Origin of the sequence: Neobacillus sp. PS2-9, from assembly GCF_030915525.1 — a bacterium.
GTDB lineage: Bacteria > Bacillota > Bacilli > Bacillales > Cytobacillaceae > Neobacillus.
Genome location: NZ_CP133269.1, coordinates 4,708,345 through 4,731,575, shown reverse-complemented (window position 1 = coordinate 4,731,575; position 23,231 = coordinate 4,708,345). Strand labels below are relative to the sequence as shown.

The following is a 23,231-nucleotide window of genomic DNA, read 5'->3' as shown; positions in this document are numbered from 1 at the left end:
CTATTTAATATAGGCGTAATGAAAAATTCTACAGAATGAGGTAATACAATTGAAAGCACTTGTGTTTAATACATTTGGAGGGCCAGAAGTTCTGGAGTATGCGGAAATCCCTAATCCGGTCATCGGCCCTAATGAAATTTTGGTGAGAATGAAAGCTATTGGCTTGAACTTTGCTGATATATATAGAAGAAAAGGAAATTACCATCTTGCGGGAGAACCTCCCTATATTCTAGGGTATGAAGGAGCAGGCATCGTTGAAGAAATCGGGGCGAATGTTCAAGGAATTCAGGTTGGCGATCGGATTGCTTTTGCGGATGTGCCTTATGCGAACGGTGAGTTAGTAGCGGTACCATTTGAAAAAGCAATACCAGTACCTGAATCGATTTCATTTAATGAAGCGGCATCCGTCATGCTACAAGGCTTAACTGCCCACTATTTAACACGTGATAGCTATGTCGTGAAAAAGAATGATGTGGTTCTAGTCCATGCGGCAGCAGGTGGGGTTGGACAACTACTTATACAAATGGTCAATTTGCTCGGAGGAAAGGTCATTGGCTTAACATCTTCTGCTGAAAAAGTAGTTGTAGCAAAAGAAGCTGGAGCCTCCAAGGTTTTCTTGTACAAGGATGATTGGAAGAAGCAAATACTTGAGGCAACAAACGGTAAAGGTGTAGATGTAGTCTATGAATCAGTCGGATCGACGCTTCAAGATAGTTTTGAAGTGACACGTATTGGTGGGACGGTAGTATTTTACGGAATGGCAGGGGGAGACCCAGCTTTGGTTGACCCAAGAATGTTAATGGATACATCAAAAACCTTGACCGGTGGGGATCTATGGAATGTCCTTACTTCTCGTGAAGAGCGGGTAGCTCGTTCAAGTGAGCTGTTCAGCTGGATGCACGTTGGAAAAGTACGATTAGCAGAGCCAACAACCTTTGCACTAAGCGATGCCCAAGAAGCACACCGTTATCTAGAGAGCCGAAAAAGCACCGGCAAAATTGTATTAATTCCTTAGGGAAAGAGGAGAAGCAATGATTCAATTTAAAAATGAACACATCACTGTGTTTCAAAGTGCACTCTACCAGACGACATGTACAGTTGTAGATACGAAGGATTTTATTCTCGTGGTAGACCCAAATTGGCTGCCTCTGGAAATTGAAGAAATACAAAGACATGTTGTTAGCATTCAAGGGGAAAAAGAGCTTTACCTTTTATTTACACATGGAGATTTTGACCATGTCATTGGGTACCTCGCTTTCCAAGGGGCTAAGGTCATCGGTAGCAAAGGACTACAAGAGCATCCTGATAAAGAGAAAAAAGTAGATATGATTCGTCAGTTCTATAATGACTATTACATACACAACCCTTATCCGATTGCCTTTCCAGAGGTGGATATTGTAATTGGTGAAAATGGGCAGAAGCTTGTCATTGGAGAGTCAACGCTCACCTTTTATCTGGCGCAGGGACATACGCATGATGGGTTATTTACAGTGATCGAACCGCTTGGTCTTTGGATTGCGGGGGATTATCTTTCTGATTTTGAATTGCCGTTTATTTATGATAGTGCTAAAGCATACGAAGAAACTCTTCAAAAAGCAGAGCAAATTCTCGTAAACCATAAGATTTCTGTATTGGTTCCAGGTCATGGTAAAACGACAACAAATCACCAAGAGATTCAGCGCCGGATTCAAGTATCTCAAGATTACCTAGAGCGATTGATTACGTCTGTGACGAAAGAAGATGTAGAGGCAATGACAGCCTTAGAAGAGGAAATGGCTTTTCCATCTAACTTTACGAAGCAATGCCATAATGACAACATAGCGATTGTTCGGAAGGAATACTTGTAAGAGGGGTATCATATTTTGGTAGACGTTTTTACAGAGATAATCATCGACTGCCCCGTTGGGCAAGTTTCACAGTATGCAATGGATCCTGACAATGCCCCCGAATGGTATGTTAATATTCAGTCCTCTGAATGGAAAACGGAAAAACCCCTGGCCATGGGTTCACGAGTGGCCTTTAAGGCTCAATTTCTTGGGCGAGAGCTTGCCTATATATATGAAATTATTGAGCTTGAGCAGGAGAAAAAGCTGGTGATGAGAACCTCACAGGGTCCCTTTCCAATGGAGACGACCTATACATGGGAAACTCTAGAGGGCAATCGAACACGAATGACATTAAGGAACAAAGGAATTCCAACAGGCTTTTCCAAAATCTTTGCACCGTTTATGGCTCCTATGATGAAAAAGGCTAACGAGAAAGATTTACAAAAAATAAAAGAGATACTTGAATCGTGTAGTAAGTAATAGAATGAAAGGGGTACCCGTAAAAAGTGGGTGCCCTTTTTGTGTCCGAAAAAACTAATCAAACGTTTGATTAGTTTTCTGAATTTTTAGATCGGAACAAAGATACATTTGGCGAGTAAAATGGAGTTATTGACGAGTAAAGTATGAAGGTTGACGAGAAAAATAGAAAATAGACGAGTAAATCAAATATTTGACGAGTAAATCATCGAAAGTGACGAGTAAGAAAGGAAATCATATTAAAAAGGTAATTTTAAAAGTACTTCAAGAGGTGATCAACAAATAATTTGAAAGGAATATACTTGGGCCAGGCTAAACGCCTGGCTTTTTTAAATAAAAAGGAGAACAACGTACAATACGTAGTTCTTCCTGCTTAATTAATATTGCCTCATCATTACATTATAGCTCTTTTCTAAAAGTGCATGATAAAGCTGTTCAATATGTTCGTGATTTTTTGTTTCTATCGAAATCTCGATTTGGGCAAAACCAGGATAGATATTTTTCCCCATCCGATGGAGATTAACAGATTGAACATTGGCGTCGAGATCAGTAATCGTGCTAAGGACTCTTTGAAGCTCACCAGGTTTATCTTTTAAGGTAATGGTAAAATCAGCATACCTGCCTGCCTCGACCATACCACGTTCTATGATTCTTGAGATAAAACTCATATCCACGTTTCCGCCGCTCAAAATGGCGACCACTTTTTTCTCTTTCAGCTTTACTTTTTCGAAAAGCAGGGAGGAGAGGGAAGTAGCCCCGGAACCTTCTACCAGCAACTTGTTTCTCTCTAAAAGCATCAACATCGTTCGGGCAATTTCCATTTCATCGACACAATAAATATCGTCCACGTACTTCTGAACAATCTCAAAGGTTTTCTCACCTGGTTTTTTAACAGCAATTCCATCGGCCATCGTGGGTGACGACTGAACCATTACAGGTTTATTCGCTAATATGGACTCTTTCATGCTGGGGCAGGCAACTGTTTGAACACCATAGACAGATACATGAGGATTCTTCTCCTTCACTGCCATCGCAACCCCGGCTATTAGTCCGCCGCCGCCAATAGGACAAATAATGGCCTCAACTTCTGGTAGTTGTTCAAGGATTTCTAATCCGACTGTTCCTTGTCCGGTAATAATGGCTTCATCATCAAAAGCATGAATAAATGTGGTTTTCAGTTGGTCCTTCAGTTGTAGTGCATACGCGAGGGCATCATCAAAAACCGCACCTTCTAAAATAACCTCGGCCCCATATTGCTTAGTGGCTTCTATCTTACTAAGAGGAGCGCCTTTAGGCATGACAATTTTACAAGGAACGCCTAGCATCTGACTAGAATAGGCAACGCCCTGAGCATGGTTCCCAGCTGACGCTGCGACGACCCCATTTTTTAATTCATCTTTTGAAAGGGAGGTCAGCTTATTGTAAGAGCCTCTCACTTTAAAGGATCCTGTTTTTTGAAGATTCTCTAGCTTTAAATAGACTTCATTATGCGAGAGCCGGCTAAATGTCTTGGAATAGTCAAGGGGAGTGGTGTGGACAATTCCCTTCATCTTCTCCCGAGCAATGATAATATCATCTAGATTCACAAGTACAACCTCCTGTTTACTCTACTGATGAAAGAGATCTTTCATGGATTGATTTTATTAAGTGGAAAAATAGTATCGTGCATGGCTGGACTATTAAATAAATAGGTAGGGAATAAATGGGTTTCCAGCTGCTATATTTTAAATATCCAATGTAGCTTGAACCTGTGAGCCATTCGAATCCAATACTTCCAATCGATAGTATGACTATAAATAAAAGAAGGATAACCCCGTTCAATTGGAATTTGTCATAGAGATAGATAAAGACATATCCAAACGGGGCATAAGGCACATAGCACAACAAATCAAAAAGCTCAAAGTCCCCCGAGTCCATGATATCGTAAAGATCAACATGTGGACCTGCGATCACATGGTCAACAACCCTTGCTACTGTTACCGTAAACATTAGTAATAAGATAGTGATAGAGGTTGGAAATCTCTTTGGCAGTTTATATAATAAGATCACTAAAGCCAGGATATGAAAGAGAATAAACCATTCATTTGCATCGAATTTTTCCGGTAATGGTAAAATTGTCATTTACTAATCCCCTCTTTAAAAAGGATCCGGCAAAAAAGACCTTGCAGGATTTGGAGGAAAGATAGAAAGGTGAACCATACGATAATGGAACCCCAAACCTTCCACTTTTCATAGGTGAAAATATGAACATGGCTTAAAATCGCCTCTACTCCAACTAAAACACCTACCCAAAAAACACTTATCATCAGTTTTTTTGAGATGGAAGACCCTCTTTTAACCAATTCTATGTACCAAAGTAGCAATAAGGGAAAAACCACAACCTCTGTTACACGAAACATAATAAGGTATCTAGTACTCTGTGTGACAGTCCATAGCTTGGCATTGTCTACAATAACAGAGATAAAACTGGTGAAGAAGAACTCTATTACCATCAATAGAAAAATAAGCGTTAAGGTATGAGTAGCTTTTTTTATCGTAAAAAATGAAATAATACCGATTAAGGTGAAAGAAAAGAAGAGTGAAACGGCTATCATATTGACCTCATTTTAACCGACATATATTCTTTTTAGCTTTATCTTTAACATGGAGTCCTATTCAAATGAATACTACGAAAAGCCCCAACCAGCAAAAGGTTAGGGCTAAATCTTTTATAGGATTAAAGCTTACGTTCCCAGAAACGAGCCTGGGCAATGCCTTCGATAAATGGTTGGATATCTGTTTTTGTTAAATCAAAGACACCAGCTTCATCTAATTGAATGCGGCTGTACTCAAATCCAATAGGTTCACTGACAGAAATCGCCAATGGTTTAAAGTGTTTGTAGGTTGTTTCAATGAACTCCAAAGCAGGTGTAGGAAGGTTGGATTCACTGCTAACTAATAATGCGGCATCAAAAAGGCTTGAGTCGACTGTATCAAAGGTGTCCGTTATTTTAAGAACAGCATTTAATGGTTGGACCTTATTAGCAACGATACTATAATTCAGGTTATGCTGTGCTAATACTTTAATCCATTCAGTTAATTGGTCTGTGTTAGGTGCGCCAGTTACTAGAATAGCTACACTTTTGGTATCTGTTTTCTTGATTGTGTTAGCCATGCTTAGTGCCGCTGATTTCTTATCAGATTTGACTTCGAGATTCTCTTCTGGCAATACCGCCCCTATATTTTCAGCCACTTCTTGGGCCATGTTTCGATCAATACGGTTAAGAAGGGCAACCGCATTATTTTTTACCAAATCGGAATGACACTTGCCAAGTTCAAAGCTAAGAGCGTCTTTTATATGCTGCTGTTCATAGGGAGCCTGACTGTTATAAAATAATTTCGCTTGCGAGTAAAAGTCTAAGAAGCTTTCACTCCGACCTCTGATTTTACGTCCATCCACTTTTTCTTGATAATGCTCAAATCCTCCTTGCTCGACAGGCACTGGCTCCGGTTGATTGGCATTTAAACCGTTTCGATGATAGCTTGTTTGACCACGGTGAATGGCCATTTGGTGCATACCATCACGCTGGTTGTTATGGAAAGGACACACCGGTTTGTTGATCGGAATCTGATGGAAGTTAGGACCGCCTAATCGAGAAAGCTGGGTATCTGTATAGGAAAATAATCGACCTTGTAAAAGTGGGTCATTTGAAAAATCAATCCCAGGTACCAAATGGCCAGGGTGAAAAGCCACTTGTTCGGTTTCGGCAAAGAAGTTGTCGACATTGCGGTTTAATGTCATTTTACCGACGATTTTTACAGGGACCACTTCTTCAGGCCATAATTTAGTGGGGTCTAAGACGTCAAAATCAAATTTAAATTCATCCTCTTCGGAAATTAACTGGACACCAAGTTCCCATTCCGGATAATCGCCTTTTTCAATGGCTTCATATAGGTCTTGACGATGGAAGTCAGGGTTTTTACCGGCAATTCTCTGTGCTTCATCCCAGACAAGAGAATGCATACCAAGGACAGGCTTCCAGTGGAATTTGACAAAATGTGCTTTCCCCTGTGCGTTGACAAGACGGAAGGTATGGACACCGAATCCCTCCATCATACGTAGGCTACGTGGAATCGCTCGGTCACTCATTGCCCACATGACCATATGGGCAGATTCAGGATTTTGCCCGATAAAATCCCAAAAGGTATCGTGTGCACTGGCTCCTTGCGGGATTTCAGTATGTGGTTCAGGTTTAAGTGCATGGACAAAGTCAGGGAATTTAATCGCATCCTGGATAAAGAAAACAGGCATGTTGTTTCCAACTAAATCAAAGTTTCCTTCATCTGTATAAAATTTGGTCGCAAATCCACGAACATCGCGAACGGTATCACTTGATCCTCTCGAACCCTGTACGGTCGAGATTCGTACAAATACCGGTGTTGTTTTCGAGGTGTCAGTAAGAAAATCCGCTTTTGTGTACTCTTGTAAGGATTCATAGAGCTGAAAGACACCGTGAGCTCCTGTGCCGCGTGCATGAACAATACGTTCAGGAATCCGTTCGTGGTCAAAATGGGTCATTTTTTCGCGAAAGTGAAAATCCTCCATAAGAGTAGGACCGCGTAGTCCTGCTTTTAAAGAAATCTCATCTTCCGCCATTTTCAATCCTTGGTTAGTAGTCAAACCAGCCTTTTGCTCGTTGTCGATTTTTGATTGCTGTAATTGCGCCATCTTCTTATTTTCCATACGTTTCCCTCCTATGTAAATGTTATCTACCTACTGCTCTCGATACCCCATTTATTAGATGGCGAAACGAATTTTGAGATACAAATCTTTTATCGTATGAAATTCGTTGTTTGTTATTCAAACTGTTGTACAATAGGTAGTATCATGACATCTAGGAGAAATCGAAATGGATATAAAAGAGCAATCATTACTGAATTACTACTATAGAAAATTGACAGAAGGTACCTTTGATGAGAAGGATATCTATGGATTTTTACTTTTAATCAAAAATCAAGGTAAGGAAATACGCTGGATTAATGAGGTCACTGAATTTGTCTTAAACCGTGGCAAGTATAATGGGGTTATGAAGGAGTACCTTTATGAGACAAGGAAAAAGTTTGAAAGTCTTGGTCGGACGAAAGCTGCGCTTAGAATCGAAGATGTGTTTTCCTTCAAGGAAATTAGAGCGGGGTTGAATAAAGTTCTGGCAGATTGTCATCTGGAGGGGGTAGCTAATGAGAAAATCAATCATTTTGTTACCTGCCTAATTTCAATTTTACAGCAGATTTCCATTACGGATGAAAATGATAGTGAGATAGGAAAGCTTTTCTTTGCAATCTCCAATAAAGAAATTATTTTGATGGCCGAGATCGAGGTTGCTCAAAATCTATTCAAAAAGACCAATGCAGTTTTCCCAGTGCTAACTGCTAATAATAGTTATGCGGATATCAAAAAGCAAGATAGGTTCGATACGCCATATTTGTTTGTGGACAAGGTGGTCGAAGTGACCAGTAAAGAAGGAAAGCTGGAGATTATCATTCCTTAATCATTGGGGACAGTCCCTCACTGCTTTAACGCAGCGGGGGGCTGTCCCCTTGATTTTGCGGAATCATCGACCCAATGACACTCTTAAACGTTTTTTGGGTGGCAAAAAACAGGGAGAATCCCATTAAGGCCAATACAGGAATTAATAGGGAACCGTAAGCATTGTTAACCCCATGATGTTCAGCAATCCATCCTAGAAGCGGAGCCCCGATGGTTACGGCCCCTTGATTAATGGTTTGTCTCATGGCTGCCATCCGCCCGTAATAGCCGGGTTCTGTATACACCTGTTGAACGGATTGCATCAATACTCGGACCCAAGTGGTACCCAATCCAATCAAGAGGATTGCGATAAAAGCAGCGATATTATTTCGAGTAAACATCATCAATAACAAACCAACGGAAGTGATCCCGAAAGACAGACCAGTAACATAGTTTTTGCTTTTATATAATATGGAGGTTGCTGTTACACCGGCAATAATGGCTCCAATGGAAGTTGCACATTCTAAAATTCCATAAAGAGTACTTGTGCCATGTAAGTGAGAGCTTGTGTACACGGATAACATACCTGCACAAGTATGAACAACAAGCTGACCAACAAACATAATTAATAATAAGGAATACATTAGGCGATTTTTATGAACATAGACAAAACTGTCCTTTAGGTCGGTCCAACCTGACTTTAAACTATTGTTTGAATGATTTTCTCTAGGAACATATTTAATTAGCATCATACACACGGTGCCAACAGCAAAGGTAAGGCAAACAAATAACATCACAATACTGGCTGGAAAAATAGTTAACATAGCGCCGCATAATGAGGTACCAATTAAACCACCGACAGAAACAGCCGAACCCGTTTCACTGAAGATACGAGGAATGTCTTCTTTCTTATAAAGTTCTGTGATGAAGGCTTGTTGAGCTGTTCTAAACAGTGATGAAAAGGTCTGAACAATCATGTGTACAAGGATAATCATCCATGGTCTGAGGATATTTCCAGTCATGGCTAATAGAAGCATGATCATGGCAATGGTGACAATACCAAGTGATATGACCGTCAGTTTCTTACGATTTTGTTTGTCTACTATTACTCCGAAGACTAAATTGAGCACTACTCCAGGCAGGAACCCCATGCCGACCATCAACCCTGTATAGGTTGCATTGGAGGTCATCTTATATAAAATCCAGGCAACGGCGATAAAATACATAGAGCTGCCAAGTGAAGATAAAGTGGAAGAAATCATTATATTCCAGTACTTACTGTCTCTCATGTGATAACCTTCTTTTTTTTAATTCCTATTTCGTCTTAATCATAACCTGAAGGGTCGTTTAATAAAATTTACATTTTTTTATGTTTTGGTATAAGATTTTCTTATGTGTGAATTTTAATAGGCATGGTTACCTGTCCACTTTTGTCGGTTTAGGTAGAATTATTTTTTCTTGAATTTAACAAAATGTGTAACAAATTTCCTGTTTTATAGTAAAATTAGCATATGAAAAAGGGGGTGCTAGATGAGATATTCGGGGAGAATTAGTATTGTTATCATTTATATCACTCTAGTTTTAGGCTGGCATTCTTTTTATTTTTTAATAGACTATGAAGGTTCCTATGTGTTTATGATAGAGAATGGTCAATATAAATGGGACTTAGTCTTTATTCCCTTGCTTTCTCCGTTTTTTTGGTGGTTAGGATTTCAATATGATAAAGCGAAATTTCTTTCGCAAAAAGATGCTTTGACAGGTCTATATAACCGGCGTTTTATCTCACAAAGTGCCCCAAAGCTTTTAGCAAAAATGGATAAAAAAATAGGTAACTTAACGATTTCAGTAATTGACTGCAATAACTTTAAACAAATAAACGATCAGCATGGGCATAAAATCGGGGATTTGATTCTCACGAGGATTACCAAAGTTCTTTTAAACAGCACCACTGAGCAAGATATTGTCGCTAGATGGGGCGGAGATGAGTTCCTTATTGTATCGCCGTATTCAGACTCGAAAAGAACGAGAGGCATTTCGAAAAAGATTGAAGCGGGTTTGTTTCAATTATCTAAAGAAATGGGAATGGATATTTCTGTTTCCATCGGAACAGCCGTTTATCCAAGTGATGCTTGTGAAATGAAGGAACTATTGATTATTGCGGATCGAAATATGTATAAACGCAAAAGCGGAGTAAAGACACAAGTACAAGGCTAAAGTAGCGTGATAGACCTTCAATAACTGAAGGTCTATTTTATTTTATTATCTGGGACAAAGTGGTTACGAGAAAGAGGGGGATGGTCGCATAGGAAACAAGTCCGAAAAAAATAGCGAACAGTACGGCACTGTTCGCTAAAGGTCTTATATACCAATCGTATCCAAGGATAGGCGTAGTCCTTCCATCGCAAAGCCCCCAATATAGCGATAAACAAATAAGGCAATGATCGGTGAAAAGTCAATCGGTCCTAGAGGCGGGATAAACCGTCTGAAGAGACCTAAATATGGTTCAACTAGCTTGTAAACCCACCCACCAATTTTTGAAGTTTGAAATTGAGGAAACCAGGAACCAAAGATTGATATGAGAATAAGCCAATAATATGCTTCAAAAGCATAACTTCCTATAAGTAAAATCGTAGAACCCACTATAAATCACCCATCTATTATTATTTTTATTATCAGATAAACATTAGTGCCTATATGAACATACGTATGAAGCCACTTTAAGGTTTCAAGATAATCAAAGTTTTTATGTGAAATACCCTAAATAAAATATCTATTTTTCTTGTAGCTCATTTACAGTTACAAAGGTATACCCTTGATCTGTAAGTGCTTTTAATATTCCCTCAATTGCTATGAGTTCTTCACCAGTTTGATCATACATCGGATGCATCAGAATAATCGAGCCCGGGGTTATATTTTTTTTTACATAATTTATTTTATCAGTTGCTGAGGAGAAATAGCTATCTGGTTCAAGATTCCACATGATGGTGTCTCTATGATGCTTGCTAAGGTAATAAGGGAATCCAATCAGCTTTTTACCATTCGGCGGGCGAACATCAATTTCATCCTTATATCCTGCTTCACGGATTAGTGAATCTGTTGTTTCTATCTCTTTCTTAATATAGGACGGTGTTTTGAACACCATTCGATTATGCGAAAATGTGTGATTTCCTAGCTGGTGCCCCGCTGCAGCTATTTTCGCCGCTTCCTCTGGATACTGTTCCATATCTTGACCAATGAGGAAAAAAGTAGCCTTTGCCTTGTATTGTTCCAATAATGGAAGAATCGAATTCGCATTTTTCGATGGTCCGTCGTCAAAGGTTAAAGCAACTACCTTCTGATTGGTCTCCACTTTATCCGTAAGTCCGCCAAACACCTGGAAACTTCTCGAATTCATTAACTTATATGTACCAAATAATACAAGGAAAATAATCAAAATTCCAGTCGCTACAAATAGTAATCTTTTTTTCATAATAAAATGCCTTTCAATTCATAATATAAGCCCTCTGTCATTCTAATTATAGCAAATAGAATGCTGTTTAATTCCATCTAAACAGTTCTACAATGAACTTTTGTTATCGGTATATTTATATGGATTTATTAATAAGAATAGGACGAATGCAGTTTTTTCTGGGGGGATACGTATTGATTGGGGATGAGAACGTATTACATGCTGACACGGGTGTAACATCTGTATTGTTTGTTGAGCGATCGTTAAATGAAATACGATTTTGGTCTAGAATTATGAAAGAGCATTCTTTATTTCTTCGTTTAGGTTTTAGAGCAGAGGATACTCAATTAATTCAAGAGGCTAATCAATTTTACCGGTTGTTTGAACACATTGAACAAACTGCACATGCCTTTACTAATCAAACTGATCCAGAACAAATAAGAAGATTTAATTCAGAAGTACAACAAGCTGCAACCAATATTTTTGTTTTTAAACGAAAAGTACTAGAACTGATTCTCACATGTAAATTGCCAGGGGCAAATAATTTTCCACTGCTAGTTGACCATACAAGTAGGGAGGCTAACTATTTTAGAAAACGATTATTTGAATTAAATGAAGGTAAATTAAACGCTCTTCCGGATGCTATTATTAAAGAAAATGTTTTCTTCTTAAGGATTATGGCAGACCACGCTAAATTTATTGGTCATCTGTTGGATCCATCAGAACGGAAACTAATTGATGTAGCCAGAAATTTCAGCAATGACTTTGATCAATTGTTGTATCAAGCAAGGGACTTGGAATCTATGAAGCCACAATCTCAAACCGTACCTCTTTTAGATCAATTCCTGGATCAAAATCGTGTGTCAGTCTCTTCTCTTCGTGATTTCAAGAAAACGGCTCGTGATCTAATTGAGCAATGTAAAATTAAGAGTATCATTCATCCGCTTTTAGCTGATCATGTCTTCCGTGAAGCTGATAGATTCCTTGAAATTATTGATATGTTTGATGCGCATCTTACGAGTGGTAATCCACAACCTAGATAGTAGACAATTTTAGAATATAGAGTAAATGGACCATTACACAATGTGGTCTTTTTTTTATGAATCTCTCTAAAAATATTTTTCCCTCGTGAAACATTCTTATCTAAAGCCTACTTATATAAGTCCGCGCAAAAAGGTTGCTCTAGACCCACCCATAACATGGTTGATATGATATGGAAGGAATTTGTGGGGAGGTCAGGAAAATGGATGACCAGAAATATAAAGACCTTAAATTAGGGGAACGAGGCGCAATGGTTAGTATTGTTGCCTATCTTATTTTATCAGCCGTAAAACTAGTTATCGGATATATGAGTGATTCAGCTGCCTTAAGAGCTGATGGACTTAACAATACAACAGACATTATTGCATCGATTGCTGTCCTTATCGGGTTAAAAATATCGCAACGACCGCCTGATAACGATCATGGATATGGCCACTGGAAGAGTGAAACCATTGCCTCCATGGTGGCTTCATTTATTATGATTGCGGTTGGTATCCAGGTGCTGACGGATGCCATTCCCTCAATGTTCCTGGGGAGGAATGAGTCTCCTGATATGATTGCTGCTTATGTAGGGGTAGCTTCCGCGATCGTCATGGCTGGTGTTTATTTTTATAATAAAAAATTAGCAATAAGAATTAATAGCAAAGCCGTGATGGCCGCTGCCAAAGATAATCTTTCCGATGCATGGGTAAGTATAGGAACGGCTGTGGGGATCATAGGGTCACAATTACATATGCCTTGGCTTGATACATTAACGGCAATTATTGTCGGCGTTTTGATTTGTAAAACAGCTTGGGGCATTTTTTTGCAAGCTTCTCATGAACTTTCAGATGGATTCGATGAACAGAAGATTCAACTCTACCAGGAGGTCATTACAAAACTAGACGGCGTGAAAGGCATTAAAGAATTGAAAGGGAGAAACTACGGCAATAATGAAGTCATAGATGTGGTCATCCTCGTTCAGTCAACATTAGATATTCGAGCCGCACATGACATTGCCACCCGTGTAGAAAAAGTTTTGATGAGAGACCATGGTGTCTATGATGTTCATGTCCATGTAGAGCCAGATTATGAAAAGGTTCGGGGATAAAGGGCGAGCAGTGAAAGATACTGTTCGCCCAATTCTATTTTACTTACAATAGCGCGCAGCTTTCTTGAATATGCATAACCCAAAGAGAAGAAAAGCAAGGAAGCCGATTAACGCAATAAGGATATTTAAAATATGACCAAAATATCCTAGTTTAAGTAATTCGAAGAAATCAGAAATGACCCCTAAAACTGCAAGTAGCAACCATATCGCACCAGTTAAAAATCCAAGAAAAACACCAAAAATACTACAGTGAGAATGACATTTACCATGATCCTGTCCCATAGTGACTCACCTCCTGTCAATGGTTGTTCAACATTATCGTATGCGTGACATTAAGTGCTTGTTTATAAGAACAATAAAATGAGGCTTGTATACTTTTAGGGATTCTTTATTATCATCTCAGGAATATCTAAAGTTGCCTTAAGATTGTTATAAGTATAATAATTACAACATTAATGAAACCTATTGAAGCAAAACACAACCTGAATTAGAATGATATCTATTCCTTAAATATTTATAACATTGTTATCCTTGTATAATATCAGTGTCGTTGGTCTGATAGTTTCTACCTGGCAGCCGCAAAATGCCGGACTACAAGGAAGTATGAAGAAACGTAGTCTTATGTCAGGTTGGCTTAGATGAATGGGTTCTGTAAAAAAAACAGTCCTTACTTTTTCATGCTTTCTGTCTGGTGGCGGAAGGTATGAAAAGGGAAGGACTTTTTCTATTGGAAATAAACGTTTTGGGAAATGATAAACAAAAGGAGTGAGTAGCGTGTATTTTTTGTTGAATGTAGTTGGAGTACTAGTTGTTATGGGCCTCGTTTATTTATGCTCACCTAATAAAAGAAACGTAAAATGGAAGTCCATTTTGACCTTGTTGGTTGCTGAATTGGCGATTACGTGGTTTATGTTATCTACGAAAATTGGGTCATGGATTATTAATAAAATAGCTTCTTTCTTTACCTGGTTAATTTCTTGTGCAAACGAAGGGATTTCTTTTGTTTTCCCATCTGTCATGGCGAATGAACATGTAGATTTCTTTTTTAGTGCGCTAATGCCGATTATTTTCATTATTACGTTCTTTGATATTTTAACTTATTTCGGAATCTTAACCTGGATTATTGATAAGGTGGGCTGGGTCATATCAAAAATATCCGGCTTGCCAAAGCTTGAGAGTTTCTTCTCCATCCAAATGATGTTTCTTGGAAATACGGAGGCACTGGCTGTCATCCGTCAACAAATGACTGTTTTAAAAGAACATCGCCTATTAACATTTGGAATCATGAGTATGAGCAGCATCAGCGGATCGATTATCGGGGCGTACTTAACGATGGTTCCAGCCACCTATGTATTCGTGGCCATTCCGTTGAATTGCTTCAATGCGCTTTTGATAGCAAACATGCTGAATCCTGTTGAAGTGAGTAAAGAGGAAGACATCGTGTATGTTCCTTCTAAGGAAGAGCGGAAAGATTTCTTTTCAACCATCTCTAACAGTATGCTTGTCGGAATCAAAATGGTTATTGTTATTATGGCGATGGTCATTGGTTACGTGGCCTTAACCGCTGGTGTAAATGGAATATTAGGATTTATTGTGAAGGGCTTAACCATTCAAAAAATATTCTCGGTTATCTTTAGTCCATTTGCCTTCTTGCTTGGTTTAGGGGGAGATGATGCGATGTATGTGGCACAGTTAATGGGAATCAAGCTTGCTACTAATGAGTTTGTTGCAATGATGGACTTAAAGGGTAAGCTAAGTGGATTGGCTCCGCATACGGTGGCGGTGGCGGTCACGTTCCTAACATCATTTGCAAACTTTAGCACAGTCGGTATGATCTATGGTACGTTTAACTCCATTCTGGGTGAAGATAAATCAAATATCATTGGGAAGAATGTGTGGAAGCTACTAGTAAGCGGTGTAGGCGTATCCTTACTAAGTGCAATGATTGTTGGATTATTCGTTTGGTAATAAGGATTTTGGGGACAGTCCCCTACTGCGTTAACGCAGTGGGGGACTGTCCCCTTTTTTTATGTTATGATTCAAGGATAGACGCTATAATGATGCAAGTTTGTTTGTGTCTAAGGCAAGGATAAATATGATTACACCTTATTTTTATGTGGAGGATTTTTCTTGATTACTCTCATCAAACCACTGATTGTTAACATTACGATATTATTATCTTTTACTTTTAATATGAATTTGTTTTTTCCGTTTCAATCGAAAGCTCCTCTATCACTAAAACAAAAAGTCATTTATGGGTTGGTGGGTGCCTTAGGAGCACTTTTCTGTATGTTTTATCCCATTCGTACCTTAGGTGAGACGCATTTTGATCTCAGGATGGTTGCCATCATCATCCTTACTTTATATGCTGGCTGGCTACCTGGTAGCCTTATTTTAGTTAGCACCTGTTTGATCCGTTATTTCATTGGTGGAAAGTTTTTTTTCACGGGTATCCTAGTATGTGTTGTCGCTTTTTTCTGTGCGTTAGTATTTAGGTGGATGTTTTTAAAAGCAAAGGCTAGACTTGCGGCGGGATCAATTGTCATTGTTTGCTATCTTGTTGTTTATATTACCATTCTGTATTTTAGTGTTCATTTTTTAGAATTACACTTTTATTTAACTTACTTTACTGCCTTTTATTTAACCACCATAGCCCTAATCTTTGTGATTGAAAGTCTGATAAAAATTAATAAGCAGTTTGAAGAAATGGTGTATATGGATAAGCTGACTATGGTTGGCCAGCTTACGGCTTCGATTGCACACGAAATTCGAAATCCACTGACAACCGTTCGAGGTTTTATACAATTTTTAAGTACAGATACAAAGGATGAGCAATTGAAGAAATACTCCCCCTTAATTCTTGAAGAACTTGACCGGACGAACAGTATAATTACTAACTATTTGAAAGTGGCGAAGCCTGAACCCTTTCAATTAACTGTTGTCTCCTTACAAGATGTCTTAAGTGATTGTGTCCAACTATTGAGACCCCTTGCTTCGTATTCAAATGTCATCATCGACTATGAAAATACACAGCGATTCTATATCAATGGAGATGAACCGCATTTAAAGCAAGCGCTTATGAATGTCATCAAAAATGCAATTGAGTCCATCGTTAACCAAGGAAAGATTAAGATTGTGCTTCAAGCAGATTACATGAAGAATCAAGTGGAAGTTAGAATTGAAGACAACGGAAGAGGGATGACACCAGAGCAGTTAAAACAAATCGGGCTACCTTTTTATACAACCAAAACAAAAGGAACAGGCCTTGGCAGTATGGTAACCAACAAACTCATTCGCGAAATGAACGGCTCCATCGAGTATAAAAGTGAACTCAACAAAGGAACTACCGTTACAATCGTCTTTCCATTACATAAATAAAAAAAAGGTGCCTGTCCCCCATCGCTTTAAAGCGTTGGGGGACAGGCACGTTTTTATAATATTGGCGACAGTTTGTGGAGGATGTCTTTCACCATGCAGTGTATTTCTTTGTGATTTATGTTTATTAATAATTCGGGTCGTAGCACTTGGAAGCATTTCGCCAAGAAGTAATCATATAGAGCACGTTCTAAGGTCAGTTCCTCATCCATTAAAAACGAGGTATTGATTAGCTTATTTAAGACGGTTTCGTCTTGCATCATAAGAAGGGTAGGATTTAATTCATTAAAGAATCCTGCCTCCATTCCATTTTGATAAAACGTATGAATGGTGGCCATTTGTTCTTTTCGCGCCTGCTTCTTTTTTTCATAAAGTGACATGCAACTAATCTGAAGGTCTTTCAAAAAAATCTCAGATGAAAAGGCAGCTGACAAAACGGCATGTTCGAAGACCTTTTGAAGACGTTGGGAATAGGAAAGCTCTGTATTTGAAATCATTTGACCTGCTTCATAAATATAGGAAATGCAAAAATCATTTAACTCCATAAGGATGTCTTCTTTTGAAGAGAAATAGTTATACAGAGAGGCTCGACTCATGTTCATCAACTGAGCAATTTCTTGGATAGATAAAGATAAAAATCCCTGAGTACGAATCACTTTTAGTATCTTCTTAATATGGGATTGTCTCATTAGTAATCGATCTTCAGTTGATATTTTTCTCATAGTCCACACTCTCTTTCCATCAAGAATTATAACATAAACCAATTGGGAAATTCTTTACATCGAAGCCGAGTTTTTTTAGTTTACAAAAATGAAAAAGAGGAGTAAAGTATTCCATTGTTAACACTTTAGACGTTAAGTGATTATTTTGTCTAAAATAAAATCAGTAAAATACTTTAAACCCATGGAAGTTAGAGAGCTTGGGCAAGATAAGAATAGATTATATTACATTCACATGAACAGAAGAGGAGAATACACCTATGACTACAGCTACAGCATCAAGACAACTCATAAATGACTTTAACCAAATTCTTAAAGGTCGCCGGTCTATTAAAAATTATGATAAATCAGTAAAAATTAGCCATGAGGAAATGACTGAAATCATAACGTTAGCTACACTGGCTCCATCTTCTGTAAATATGCAGCCATGGCGCTTCCTTGTAATTGAAAGTCCTGAGGCAAAAGCTACACTGGCACCACTTGCTAAATTCAATCAAACACAGGTTGAGAGTTCATCAGCTATCATTGCTGTATTTGGTGATTTGAACAATTTTGAAAAGGCGGAAGCTATCTACGGAGCAGCGGTAGAAAAGGGATTCATGCCACAAGATGTAAAAGAGCAAATCCTAACATCTTTCGCCGGGTATTATGAAAACATTTCACGTGAAGATATGAAGGACGTCGTGTTAGTTGATGGTGGCCTTGTCTCCATGCAGTTAATGCTAGCAGCTCGTGCGTTTGGATATGATACAAACCCTATTGGCGGTTATGAAAAAGACCAAATTGCAGAAGCATTCGGTTTAGATAAAGATCGTTATGTTCCAGTTATGCTTATTTCCATCGGAAAAGCAGCAGATACTGGGTATCCATCCGTACGTCTCCCAGTCGATCAAGTCGCACAATGGAAGTAAGGAAAGAGACTAGACCATTAATAAATGAGAGGATGACCTAACGATGATTATTATTCATGCTACATTTCATATTAATCCGTCTATGCAGGATCAATTTTTAGAAGAAATTCAACTGTTAATTGCTGCATCAAGAGCAGAAGCGGGAAACATCTCCTACCGTCTTCAAAAGGATGTAGAAAGTGAAAACATCTTTACCATGGTGGAAGTGTGGCAGGATAAAGAGGCCGTAGCAAGTCATAACGCAAGTGAGCCGTTCACCACATTTGTGGCAACGGTAAAAAAATACCTCACTGCACCACTAGATGTAAAAGCATTCGAAGGGCAACCACTAAAATAAAAAAAGGTGCCTGACCCCCGCCGCGTTAACGCATTACCACGCTGGGGGTCAGGCACCTTTTGTCATATCTAATCATCTTCTGTATAGGCTTCAGTAGTCGTGTCCATGCATTCCCAACATTCACATCTGTTCCTCTCAAATTTAGACAATTCCTTTCCACATGAAATACAAACATCCATATCCATCGGCATATCTCCTTTCTAGTGTTTTCTATCTCTATATACCCATTTATATTCATTTGAAAGCTTGTTAGAGAACTTGTTTACGCAATAGCTGTTAATTAATTTATAAAGCTGTCTGAAATAAGCACAGCTTTAAGTATAAATATCTATAGATACCGTTCAGTTGAAATTAACCAGTCATAGTAACTTTTGAAAGGGATACGCTATAGAAAAGAACTTTAACTGTTAGGGGCAAATAAAATGAAGGTTCTATCGATGATCCAACCATGGGCAAGTCTTTTTGTACTTAGAGAGAACCAATACGAAACCAGGTCATGGAAGACAAATTATCGTGGCCCAATGGCCATTCACACTAGTTTAAAAATAGATAAGGCTGTGTGCAAACATATTGCCATTCAGAAGTTGCTTGGTAAACATGGATACACAACTGAAAATCTTCCAACCGGAAAAATTATTGCTATATGTGAACTCGTCAATTGCATAAAAGTAACGGAGAATAACCAAACATGGGCCGTCCTGGAGGATGGACGAATCGTAGAAGGAAATGACTTTTTTCTCGGGGACTTTCGAGTAGGTGGATATGCCTGGGAAGTGAAAGAGATGAAACTACTAGAAGAGTGGATCCCAGCAAAGGGAAAACTAGGATTATGGGAGCATCCAATTTAGGCTGCCTGTCCCCCGCCGCTTTAACACATTAATAGGCCGGGGGACAGGCACCTTTTTTGGGCCAAGTTGGAACTTATTTTGTTTTCATTCGTATAAATAGTACAAAGATTAAAGGGAGTTGTGGAATTTTGTTCTTAGCAGAACTGAAGCCTGAGGAGAAAGAGGCGTTTCTTGAACTTGCTACGCTGATATCAACCATTGATGGCAAATTATCTATATATGAACATACAGTTCTAAAAAAGTTTAAGAAGGAAGTTGGGCTTGAGGATTATAAAATAAAAGGTCAGGAAATTGAGGACGTTTTAGCGATATTTCAATCCGAACGATCTAAAAACATCGTCTTAACAGAACTCTTGAAATTGATTTATTCAGATGGAGTATTTCATGAACATGAAAGTGAATCTGTCCGCATCATTAAGGAGTACTTCGGCTTCGATCCACATGAATTTGGAAGCTTTAAGGATTGGATTGGTAAAATTAATGAGCTATCTGGTAAAGATCCTCATTCAGTGTAATTAACACTCTAGCTTATATCCATATAAATGAAACGCTCAGAGCAAAATTTCTCTCTGAGCGTTTTATTCTATTTTTCCTGAATTGAAGCTTATACGAAACCTATACGCTGCCCTTTCGTTAGGGATGCAGTGTATTAGGGTGAATCATGGTTTGCCCTGATTTGTATCTACGGTCATGGATGAGTCAGCAGGTCTCTCCCCATTCTGTAAGTCGGCAACTGTCAAACCGAAATCCATCTGTAAATGAGGATAATCTTTAAATTGAGCCCAATCACCGCCCCAATCAAACCCTAAAGCTTTTGCCATTACTACAACCTCAGTCCAATCGGCTTTCCCATTCTTATTTCCATCATAGTTCATATCCCAAATGACATTCCCTGAAGGATCCTTTAGCGCAAAATCAATGGCAAGACCAAAATTGTGATAAGACTCTCCTCCTTTTGCATACGTTACAATAGTTCCTTCGGTCGATCGGCCTTGCTCATATAGCCGATCCTGATCTTCCGCACTTCGAAAACCATCCGTAATCACGACCCTAATTCTTTTACGTGCCGATTTTTGAATTAATTGATCGCTGCGTTCCTTTACAATTGGATGGAGTTCAGTTGGAAAAGAAACAGACTGGTTTGTATTCAAATCGGATATAGGATTCTCTTCCATAAAGAGAAGGATGATAATAAGAGCAAAAGAAATGATAAACAATAAACTTCCTATTCGTTTTAATTTCAAAACTGTATTCCTCTCGTATATAAAATGTCTTCATATCTAAGACGTAAAGCACAGCACCATTGTTTCATGTTTTTATTTACCAACTTTTGGGATCGGTCCCCCGATGCATTAAAGCGTTGGTGGGGAACTGTATTTTTACTTAGTGATAGATGATTTAGTATACTAATTCTCAACGATTAACAGAGGGGAATGATGTCCATTTCCTGAATGAATGTAGAGATTACTTATAAAGGAGAAATATATGGAGGTTGATGATGGGCTATATTGAGGAGTTACGAGAAATAATTGGAACCCGGCCGCTCATTTTAGTTGGCGCTGTTGTGGGTGTAGTTGATGAGGATGGAAAAATTCTTTTGCAAAAAAGACCTGAAGGCGTCTGGGGTCTTCCAGGTGGTTTGTTAGAATTAGGGGAGTCTGTTGAGGATGCTGGACGAAGGGAAGTTTTTGAAGAAACAGGCGTTGAAATTGGGCAACTTAAGTTAGTGGAAGTTTTTTCGGGTGAGCAGTATTTCCGAAGGCTTGCTAATGGCGATGAATTCTACCCAGTGACGATTGCTTATATATCAAAAGATATTAAAAGTAGTACTATTAAAATTGATGGGGAAGAGTCGATTGATGCTGGATTTTTCCCTTTACACCAATTACCGGACAGTACAACTCCTTTAGTTAGGATGATGATTGAAAATTTTCTACGATCCTCTAATGGACCTTTCGAATAGGAAGGTCTTTTTTCATGGCTGAAAAACCTAATCAAACGTTTGATTAAATCGCTGGAGGCCATGGTACGCAAGGGCTGAGAAAACTAATCAAACGTTTGATTAAATCGTCGGAGTCCATGGTACGTCGTTTGATTAAATTGCAGGAAGTTATGGTGCGTATGGGCTGAAAAAACTAATCAAACGTTTAATTAAATGAATGGAGACCTTGAGGCTGGTAGGACTTATCAATTACAAACAATCCTTCTCGAATAAATAGACTTTTCTTAGCAACAGCTCAACAAAATATCGGATATTCGCTAAACAAAAAAGGTTTTTGCCCGATTTTCTTATCTAACTATTTTCATGTAATTTCATATGAAAAAGTCTAATTTAATAAAATATGAGTATTATTTTAAAAAGAAGAGGAGGGGATTTAGTGAAATCAATTGGAATCTTGGGCGTAGGCCAAGCAGGCGGGAATATAGCTGAAATAGCATCAAGTATGGGCTTTGAAACAGCGCTTATCAATACGAACCAGCGAGATGGCTTAGTAAATACGAGGGTGGAAAAGAAGTATTTCATCCCAGGGTATAATGGTGCTGGGCAGGATCGATCAATAGGATTAAAAGCGGTTAATGAAAACTATAAAGAGATCATTGACTTTGTACAGCGGTCCTTTAAGAACATAAGGCTTTTGTTGGTGGCCTTTTCTACGGACGGTGGTACTGGATCAGGTATGAGCCCGATATTAATAGATCTGTTATTAGACCAACTCCCAGGTGTCAACATAGGTGCTATTGCGATTGTGCCTGATCGTAATGTATTGGCTGGTAATCGAATCAATGCGGTTGAATGTATTGAAGAAATTTCTAAGATTGACTCGCTTTCATCTGTGTTCCTTGTAGACAATGATCAGATGCGCAAGTTGAACCCACAATCCAGTAAACATGAAATCTACCTTTCTTCTAATCATCAAGTCATGGAGGCCATTAAGAACGTACTGCAAGTAACGAAAAAGAGTTCCTTTTACGGAAACTTCGATGAAACGGATCTTATGAATATACTGAATACAAGAGGCGTCACGATTATATCTTCAACCACGCTTACAGACGCTAAGACGACCACAGAAGTAGCTAGTAAAATTGAACAATCTTGGGGAAACTCGATATTTTGTCCTGTTGAATCAATAGGTGTGATTCGAGCAGGTTTAATTTATGAAGGTCCAGAGAAAATGGCAAAGCTAGTTAACGTCCCATTGGTTTTTGAAAGGGTGGGAGAACCTCTTGAATTGTTCGAAGGAACCTATATCTCAGAATCAGACCCCACAATAACCTCGATTTTAGCGGGACTTTCATTTCCTACCCGCCGGATGAGGGCTCTTGAGGGATCACTTGAGAAGAATAAAGAGCGTTTACAAAGCCTAGTTAACAAGGAACATACCCAGAAATATGATTCAAAAATATCATGGGCATCCAACTTAAAAGCGAAAACACCTCAAAGACAGACCGGATCGGTAACTTCCAAGTTATCGAAGTATAAGAGATAATGAATGAAAGGGTCAGCTCCCTATCGTGGTAAAAGTGATGGGGGCTGACCCTTTGTGCACGATGCATGGCTAAACATATTTTTAGTATCATTTGAACTAAATTGTAATGTTTTAAATATCTATTTATTAGAGTTAACAGGATCCAATTGATTTGAATAAAACAGT

At 38.7% G+C, this 23,231-nt stretch carries 25 protein-coding genes and 1 riboswitch; of the genes, 15 read left to right on the top strand and 10 right to left on the bottom strand.

The features are described 5' to 3' along the window. Window positions 1–49 precede the first annotated feature (49 nt). Genes RCG25_RS23640 through RCG25_RS23630 form a run of 3 tightly spaced genes read left to right on the top strand, consistent with a single transcriptional unit; the run spans window position 50 to window position 2,306 of the window. Window positions 50–1,015 (top strand): quinone oxidoreductase family protein, encoded by a 966-nt coding sequence (locus RCG25_RS23640; RefSeq protein ID WP_308081263.1) that lies wholly within the window; start codon window positions 50–52, stop codon window positions 1,013–1,015. 16 nt (window positions 1,016–1,031) lie between these two features. Continuing rightward, a complete protein-coding gene (locus RCG25_RS23635) occupies window positions 1,032–1,847 on the top strand; it encodes an MBL fold metallo-hydrolase (protein WP_308081262.1) in 816 nt (271 codons plus the stop codon). Between the two features lie 15 nt (window positions 1,848–1,862). After that, complete coding sequence (locus RCG25_RS23630) at window positions 1,863–2,306, top strand: SRPBCC family protein (protein WP_308081261.1); 444 nt, start codon at window positions 1,863–1,865, stop codon at window positions 2,304–2,306. A gap of 374 nt (window positions 2,307–2,680) precedes the next feature. On the opposite strand, the gene ilvA is transcribed toward RCG25_RS23630, so the two are convergent. The 4 genes from ilvA to RCG25_RS23610 all read right to left on the bottom strand — a co-directional run bounded on the left by ilvA (window position 2,681) and on the right by RCG25_RS23610 (window position 7,026). Continuing rightward, the gene (ilvA, locus tag RCG25_RS23625) at window positions 2,681–3,853 is read right to left on the bottom strand and encodes a threonine ammonia-lyase (protein WP_308084263.1); all 1,173 of its coding nucleotides are present in this window, start codon (window positions 3,851–3,853) and stop codon (window positions 2,681–2,683) included. Window positions 3,854–3,905: 52 nt separating this feature from the next. Further along, window positions 3,906–4,424, bottom strand: a complete 519-nt coding sequence (locus RCG25_RS23620; protein ID WP_308081260.1) for a hypothetical protein — start codon at window positions 4,422–4,424, stop codon at window positions 3,906–3,908. Next, window positions 4,421–4,897, bottom strand: coding sequence for a hypothetical protein (locus RCG25_RS23615; protein ID WP_308081259.1), 477 nt, complete (start codon window positions 4,895–4,897; stop codon window positions 4,421–4,423). The genes RCG25_RS23620 and RCG25_RS23615 overlap by 4 nt, the downstream gene beginning before the upstream one ends. 122 nt (window positions 4,898–5,019) lie before the next feature. After that, a complete protein-coding gene (locus tag RCG25_RS23610; protein WP_308081258.1) occupies window positions 5,020–7,026 on the bottom strand; it encodes a catalase in 2,007 nt (668 codons plus the stop codon). A gap of 166 nt (window positions 7,027–7,192) precedes the next feature. Between RCG25_RS23610 and RCG25_RS23605 the strand changes: the two genes are divergently transcribed. Beyond that, on the top strand, window positions 7,193–7,831 hold the full coding sequence (locus tag RCG25_RS23605; protein WP_308081257.1) for a hypothetical protein: 639 nt from the start codon (window positions 7,193–7,195) through the stop codon (window positions 7,829–7,831). Window positions 7,832–7,856: 25 nt separating this feature from the next. Here the strand turns inward: RCG25_RS23605 and RCG25_RS23600 are convergent, their stop codons facing one another. Beyond that, on the bottom strand, window positions 7,857–9,098 hold the full coding sequence (locus RCG25_RS23600) for an MFS transporter (protein WP_308081256.1): 1,242 nt from the start codon (window positions 9,096–9,098) through the stop codon (window positions 7,857–7,859). Between the two features lie 241 nt (window positions 9,099–9,339). Here RCG25_RS23600 and RCG25_RS23595 point away from each other — a divergent pair, with 241 nt between their 5' ends. After that, a complete protein-coding gene (locus RCG25_RS23595; RefSeq protein WP_308081255.1) occupies window positions 9,340–10,023 on the top strand; it encodes a GGDEF domain-containing protein in 684 nt (227 codons plus the stop codon). 144 nt (window positions 10,024–10,167) lie between these two features. Here the strand turns inward: RCG25_RS23595 and RCG25_RS23590 are convergent, their stop codons facing one another. Next, window positions 10,168–10,449, bottom strand: coding sequence for a YggT family protein (locus RCG25_RS23590; protein ID WP_308081254.1), 282 nt, complete (start codon window positions 10,447–10,449; stop codon window positions 10,168–10,170). Window positions 10,450–10,579: 130 nt separating this feature from the next. Continuing rightward, window positions 10,580–11,278 carry a polysaccharide deacetylase family protein gene (locus tag RCG25_RS23585; RefSeq protein ID WP_308081253.1) on the bottom strand — a complete coding sequence of 233 codons (699 nt, stop codon included), beginning with the start codon at window positions 11,276–11,278 and terminating at the stop codon, window positions 10,580–10,582. A gap of 173 nt (window positions 11,279–11,451) precedes the next feature. Here RCG25_RS23585 and RCG25_RS23580 point away from each other — a divergent pair, with 173 nt between their 5' ends. Together RCG25_RS23580 and RCG25_RS23575 are read left to right on the top strand one after the other, a co-directional pair. Continuing rightward, window positions 11,452–12,300, top strand: a complete 849-nt coding sequence (locus RCG25_RS23580) for a DUF2935 domain-containing protein (protein ID WP_308081252.1) — start codon at window positions 11,452–11,454, stop codon at window positions 12,298–12,300. 200 nt (window positions 12,301–12,500) lie between these two features. Then, window positions 12,501–13,388 carry a cation diffusion facilitator family transporter gene (locus RCG25_RS23575; protein ID WP_308081251.1) on the top strand — a complete coding sequence of 296 codons (888 nt, stop codon included), beginning with the start codon at window positions 12,501–12,503 and terminating at the stop codon, window positions 13,386–13,388. Between the two features lie 39 nt (window positions 13,389–13,427). On the opposite strand, the gene RCG25_RS23570 is transcribed toward RCG25_RS23575, so the two are convergent. Next, complete coding sequence (locus RCG25_RS23570) at window positions 13,428–13,670, bottom strand: ABC transporter (protein ID WP_308081250.1); 243 nt, start codon at window positions 13,668–13,670, stop codon at window positions 13,428–13,430. A gap of 229 nt (window positions 13,671–13,899) precedes the next feature. Further along, window positions 13,900–14,002, top strand: a riboswitch (purine riboswitch). A 160-nt stretch (window positions 14,003–14,162) separates the two neighbouring features. On the opposite strand from RCG25_RS23570, the gene RCG25_RS23565 reads away from it, so the two are divergent. Together RCG25_RS23565 and RCG25_RS23560 are read left to right on the top strand one after the other, a co-directional pair. Further along, a complete protein-coding gene (locus RCG25_RS23565; protein WP_308081249.1) occupies window positions 14,163–15,356 on the top strand; it encodes a nucleoside transporter C-terminal domain-containing protein in 1,194 nt (397 codons plus the stop codon). Between the two features lie 162 nt (window positions 15,357–15,518). Further along, the gene (locus tag RCG25_RS23560) at window positions 15,519–16,766 is read left to right on the top strand and encodes an ATP-binding protein (RefSeq protein ID WP_308081248.1); all 1,248 of its coding nucleotides are present in this window, start codon (window positions 15,519–15,521) and stop codon (window positions 16,764–16,766) included. 53 nt (window positions 16,767–16,819) lie between these two features. On the opposite strand, the gene RCG25_RS23555 is transcribed toward RCG25_RS23560, so the two are convergent. Continuing rightward, the gene (locus RCG25_RS23555) at window positions 16,820–17,485 is read right to left on the bottom strand and encodes a TetR/AcrR family transcriptional regulator (RefSeq protein WP_308081247.1); all 666 of its coding nucleotides are present in this window, start codon (window positions 17,483–17,485) and stop codon (window positions 16,820–16,822) included. Window positions 17,486–17,742: 257 nt separating this feature from the next. On the opposite strand from RCG25_RS23555, the gene RCG25_RS23550 reads away from it, so the two are divergent. The 4 genes from RCG25_RS23550 (at window position 17,743) to RCG25_RS23535 (ending at window position 20,093) form a co-directional block, all read left to right on the top strand. Next, window positions 17,743–18,393 carry a nitroreductase family protein gene (locus RCG25_RS23550; protein WP_308081246.1) on the top strand — a complete coding sequence of 217 codons (651 nt, stop codon included), beginning with the start codon at window positions 17,743–17,745 and terminating at the stop codon, window positions 18,391–18,393. A gap of 43 nt (window positions 18,394–18,436) precedes the next feature. After that, the gene (locus tag RCG25_RS23545; RefSeq protein WP_308081245.1) at window positions 18,437–18,730 is read left to right on the top strand and encodes a putative quinol monooxygenase; all 294 of its coding nucleotides are present in this window, start codon (window positions 18,437–18,439) and stop codon (window positions 18,728–18,730) included. 422 nt (window positions 18,731–19,152) lie between these two features. Then, window positions 19,153–19,578, top strand: coding sequence for an ASCH domain-containing protein (locus RCG25_RS23540; protein WP_308081244.1), 426 nt, complete (start codon window positions 19,153–19,155; stop codon window positions 19,576–19,578). 128 nt (window positions 19,579–19,706) lie between these two features. Further along, window positions 19,707–20,093 (top strand): tellurite resistance TerB family protein, encoded by a 387-nt coding sequence (locus tag RCG25_RS23535; RefSeq protein ID WP_308081243.1) that lies wholly within the window; start codon window positions 19,707–19,709, stop codon window positions 20,091–20,093. Window positions 20,094–20,237: 144 nt separating this feature from the next. Here the strand turns inward: RCG25_RS23535 and RCG25_RS23530 are convergent, their stop codons facing one another. Then, window positions 20,238–20,822 (bottom strand): M15 family metallopeptidase, encoded by a 585-nt coding sequence (locus RCG25_RS23530; RefSeq protein ID WP_308081242.1) that lies wholly within the window; start codon window positions 20,820–20,822, stop codon window positions 20,238–20,240. Between the two features lie 254 nt (window positions 20,823–21,076). On the opposite strand from RCG25_RS23530, the gene RCG25_RS23525 reads away from it, so the two are divergent. Then, window positions 21,077–21,541 carry an NUDIX hydrolase gene (locus RCG25_RS23525; RefSeq protein ID WP_308084262.1) on the top strand — a complete coding sequence of 155 codons (465 nt, stop codon included), beginning with the start codon at window positions 21,077–21,079 and terminating at the stop codon, window positions 21,539–21,541. A 415-nt stretch (window positions 21,542–21,956) separates the two neighbouring features. After that, the gene (locus RCG25_RS23520; RefSeq protein WP_308081241.1) at window positions 21,957–23,066 is read left to right on the top strand and encodes an FtsZ/tubulin family protein; all 1,110 of its coding nucleotides are present in this window, start codon (window positions 21,957–21,959) and stop codon (window positions 23,064–23,066) included. Window positions 23,067–23,231 lie beyond the last annotated feature (165 nt).

Excerpts from the sequence above, each read along its gene's own strand:
- RCG25_RS23585 (WP_308081253.1), bottom strand. The coding sequence starts at position 11,278 with ATGAAAAAAAGATTACTATTTGTAGCGACTGGAATTTTGATTATTTTC.
- RCG25_RS23600 (WP_308081256.1), bottom strand. The coding sequence starts at position 9,098 with ATGAGAGACAGTAAGTACTGGAATATAATGATTTCTTCCACTTTATCT.
- RCG25_RS23595 (WP_308081255.1), top strand. The coding sequence starts at position 9,340 with ATGAGATATTCGGGGAGAATTAGTATTGTTATCATTTATATCACTCTA.
- RCG25_RS23545 (WP_308081245.1), top strand. The coding sequence starts at position 18,437 with ATGATTATTATTCATGCTACATTTCATATTAATCCGTCTATGCAGGAT.
- RCG25_RS23635 (WP_308081262.1), top strand. The coding sequence starts at position 1,032 with ATGATTCAATTTAAAAATGAACACATCACTGTGTTTCAAAGTGCACTC.
- RCG25_RS23570 (WP_308081250.1), bottom strand. The coding sequence starts at position 13,670 with ATGGGACAGGATCATGGTAAATGTCATTCTCACTGTAGTATTTTTGGT.
- RCG25_RS23605 (WP_308081257.1), top strand. The coding sequence starts at position 7,193 with ATGGATATAAAAGAGCAATCATTACTGAATTACTACTATAGAAAATTG.
- RCG25_RS23540 (WP_308081244.1), top strand. The coding sequence starts at position 19,153 with ATGAAGGTTCTATCGATGATCCAACCATGGGCAAGTCTTTTTGTACTT.
- RCG25_RS23525 (WP_308084262.1), top strand. The coding sequence starts at position 21,077 with ATGGGCTATATTGAGGAGTTACGAGAAATAATTGGAACCCGGCCGCTC.
- RCG25_RS23555 (WP_308081247.1), bottom strand. The coding sequence starts at position 17,485 with ATGAGAAAAATATCAACTGAAGATCGATTACTAATGAGACAATCCCAT.
- ilvA (WP_308084263.1), bottom strand. The coding sequence starts at position 3,853 with ATGAAGGGAATTGTCCACACCACTCCCCTTGACTATTCCAAGACATTT.
- RCG25_RS23575 (WP_308081251.1), top strand. The coding sequence starts at position 12,501 with ATGGATGACCAGAAATATAAAGACCTTAAATTAGGGGAACGAGGCGCA.
- RCG25_RS23615 (WP_308081259.1), bottom strand. The coding sequence starts at position 4,897 with ATGATAGCCGTTTCACTCTTCTTTTCTTTCACCTTAATCGGTATTATT.
- RCG25_RS23620 (WP_308081260.1), bottom strand. The coding sequence starts at position 4,424 with ATGACAATTTTACCATTACCGGAAAAATTCGATGCAAATGAATGGTTT.
- RCG25_RS23610 (WP_308081258.1), bottom strand. The coding sequence starts at position 7,026 with ATGGAAAATAAGAAGATGGCGCAATTACAGCAATCAAAAATCGACAAC.
- RCG25_RS23550 (WP_308081246.1), top strand. The coding sequence starts at position 17,743 with ATGACTACAGCTACAGCATCAAGACAACTCATAAATGACTTTAACCAA.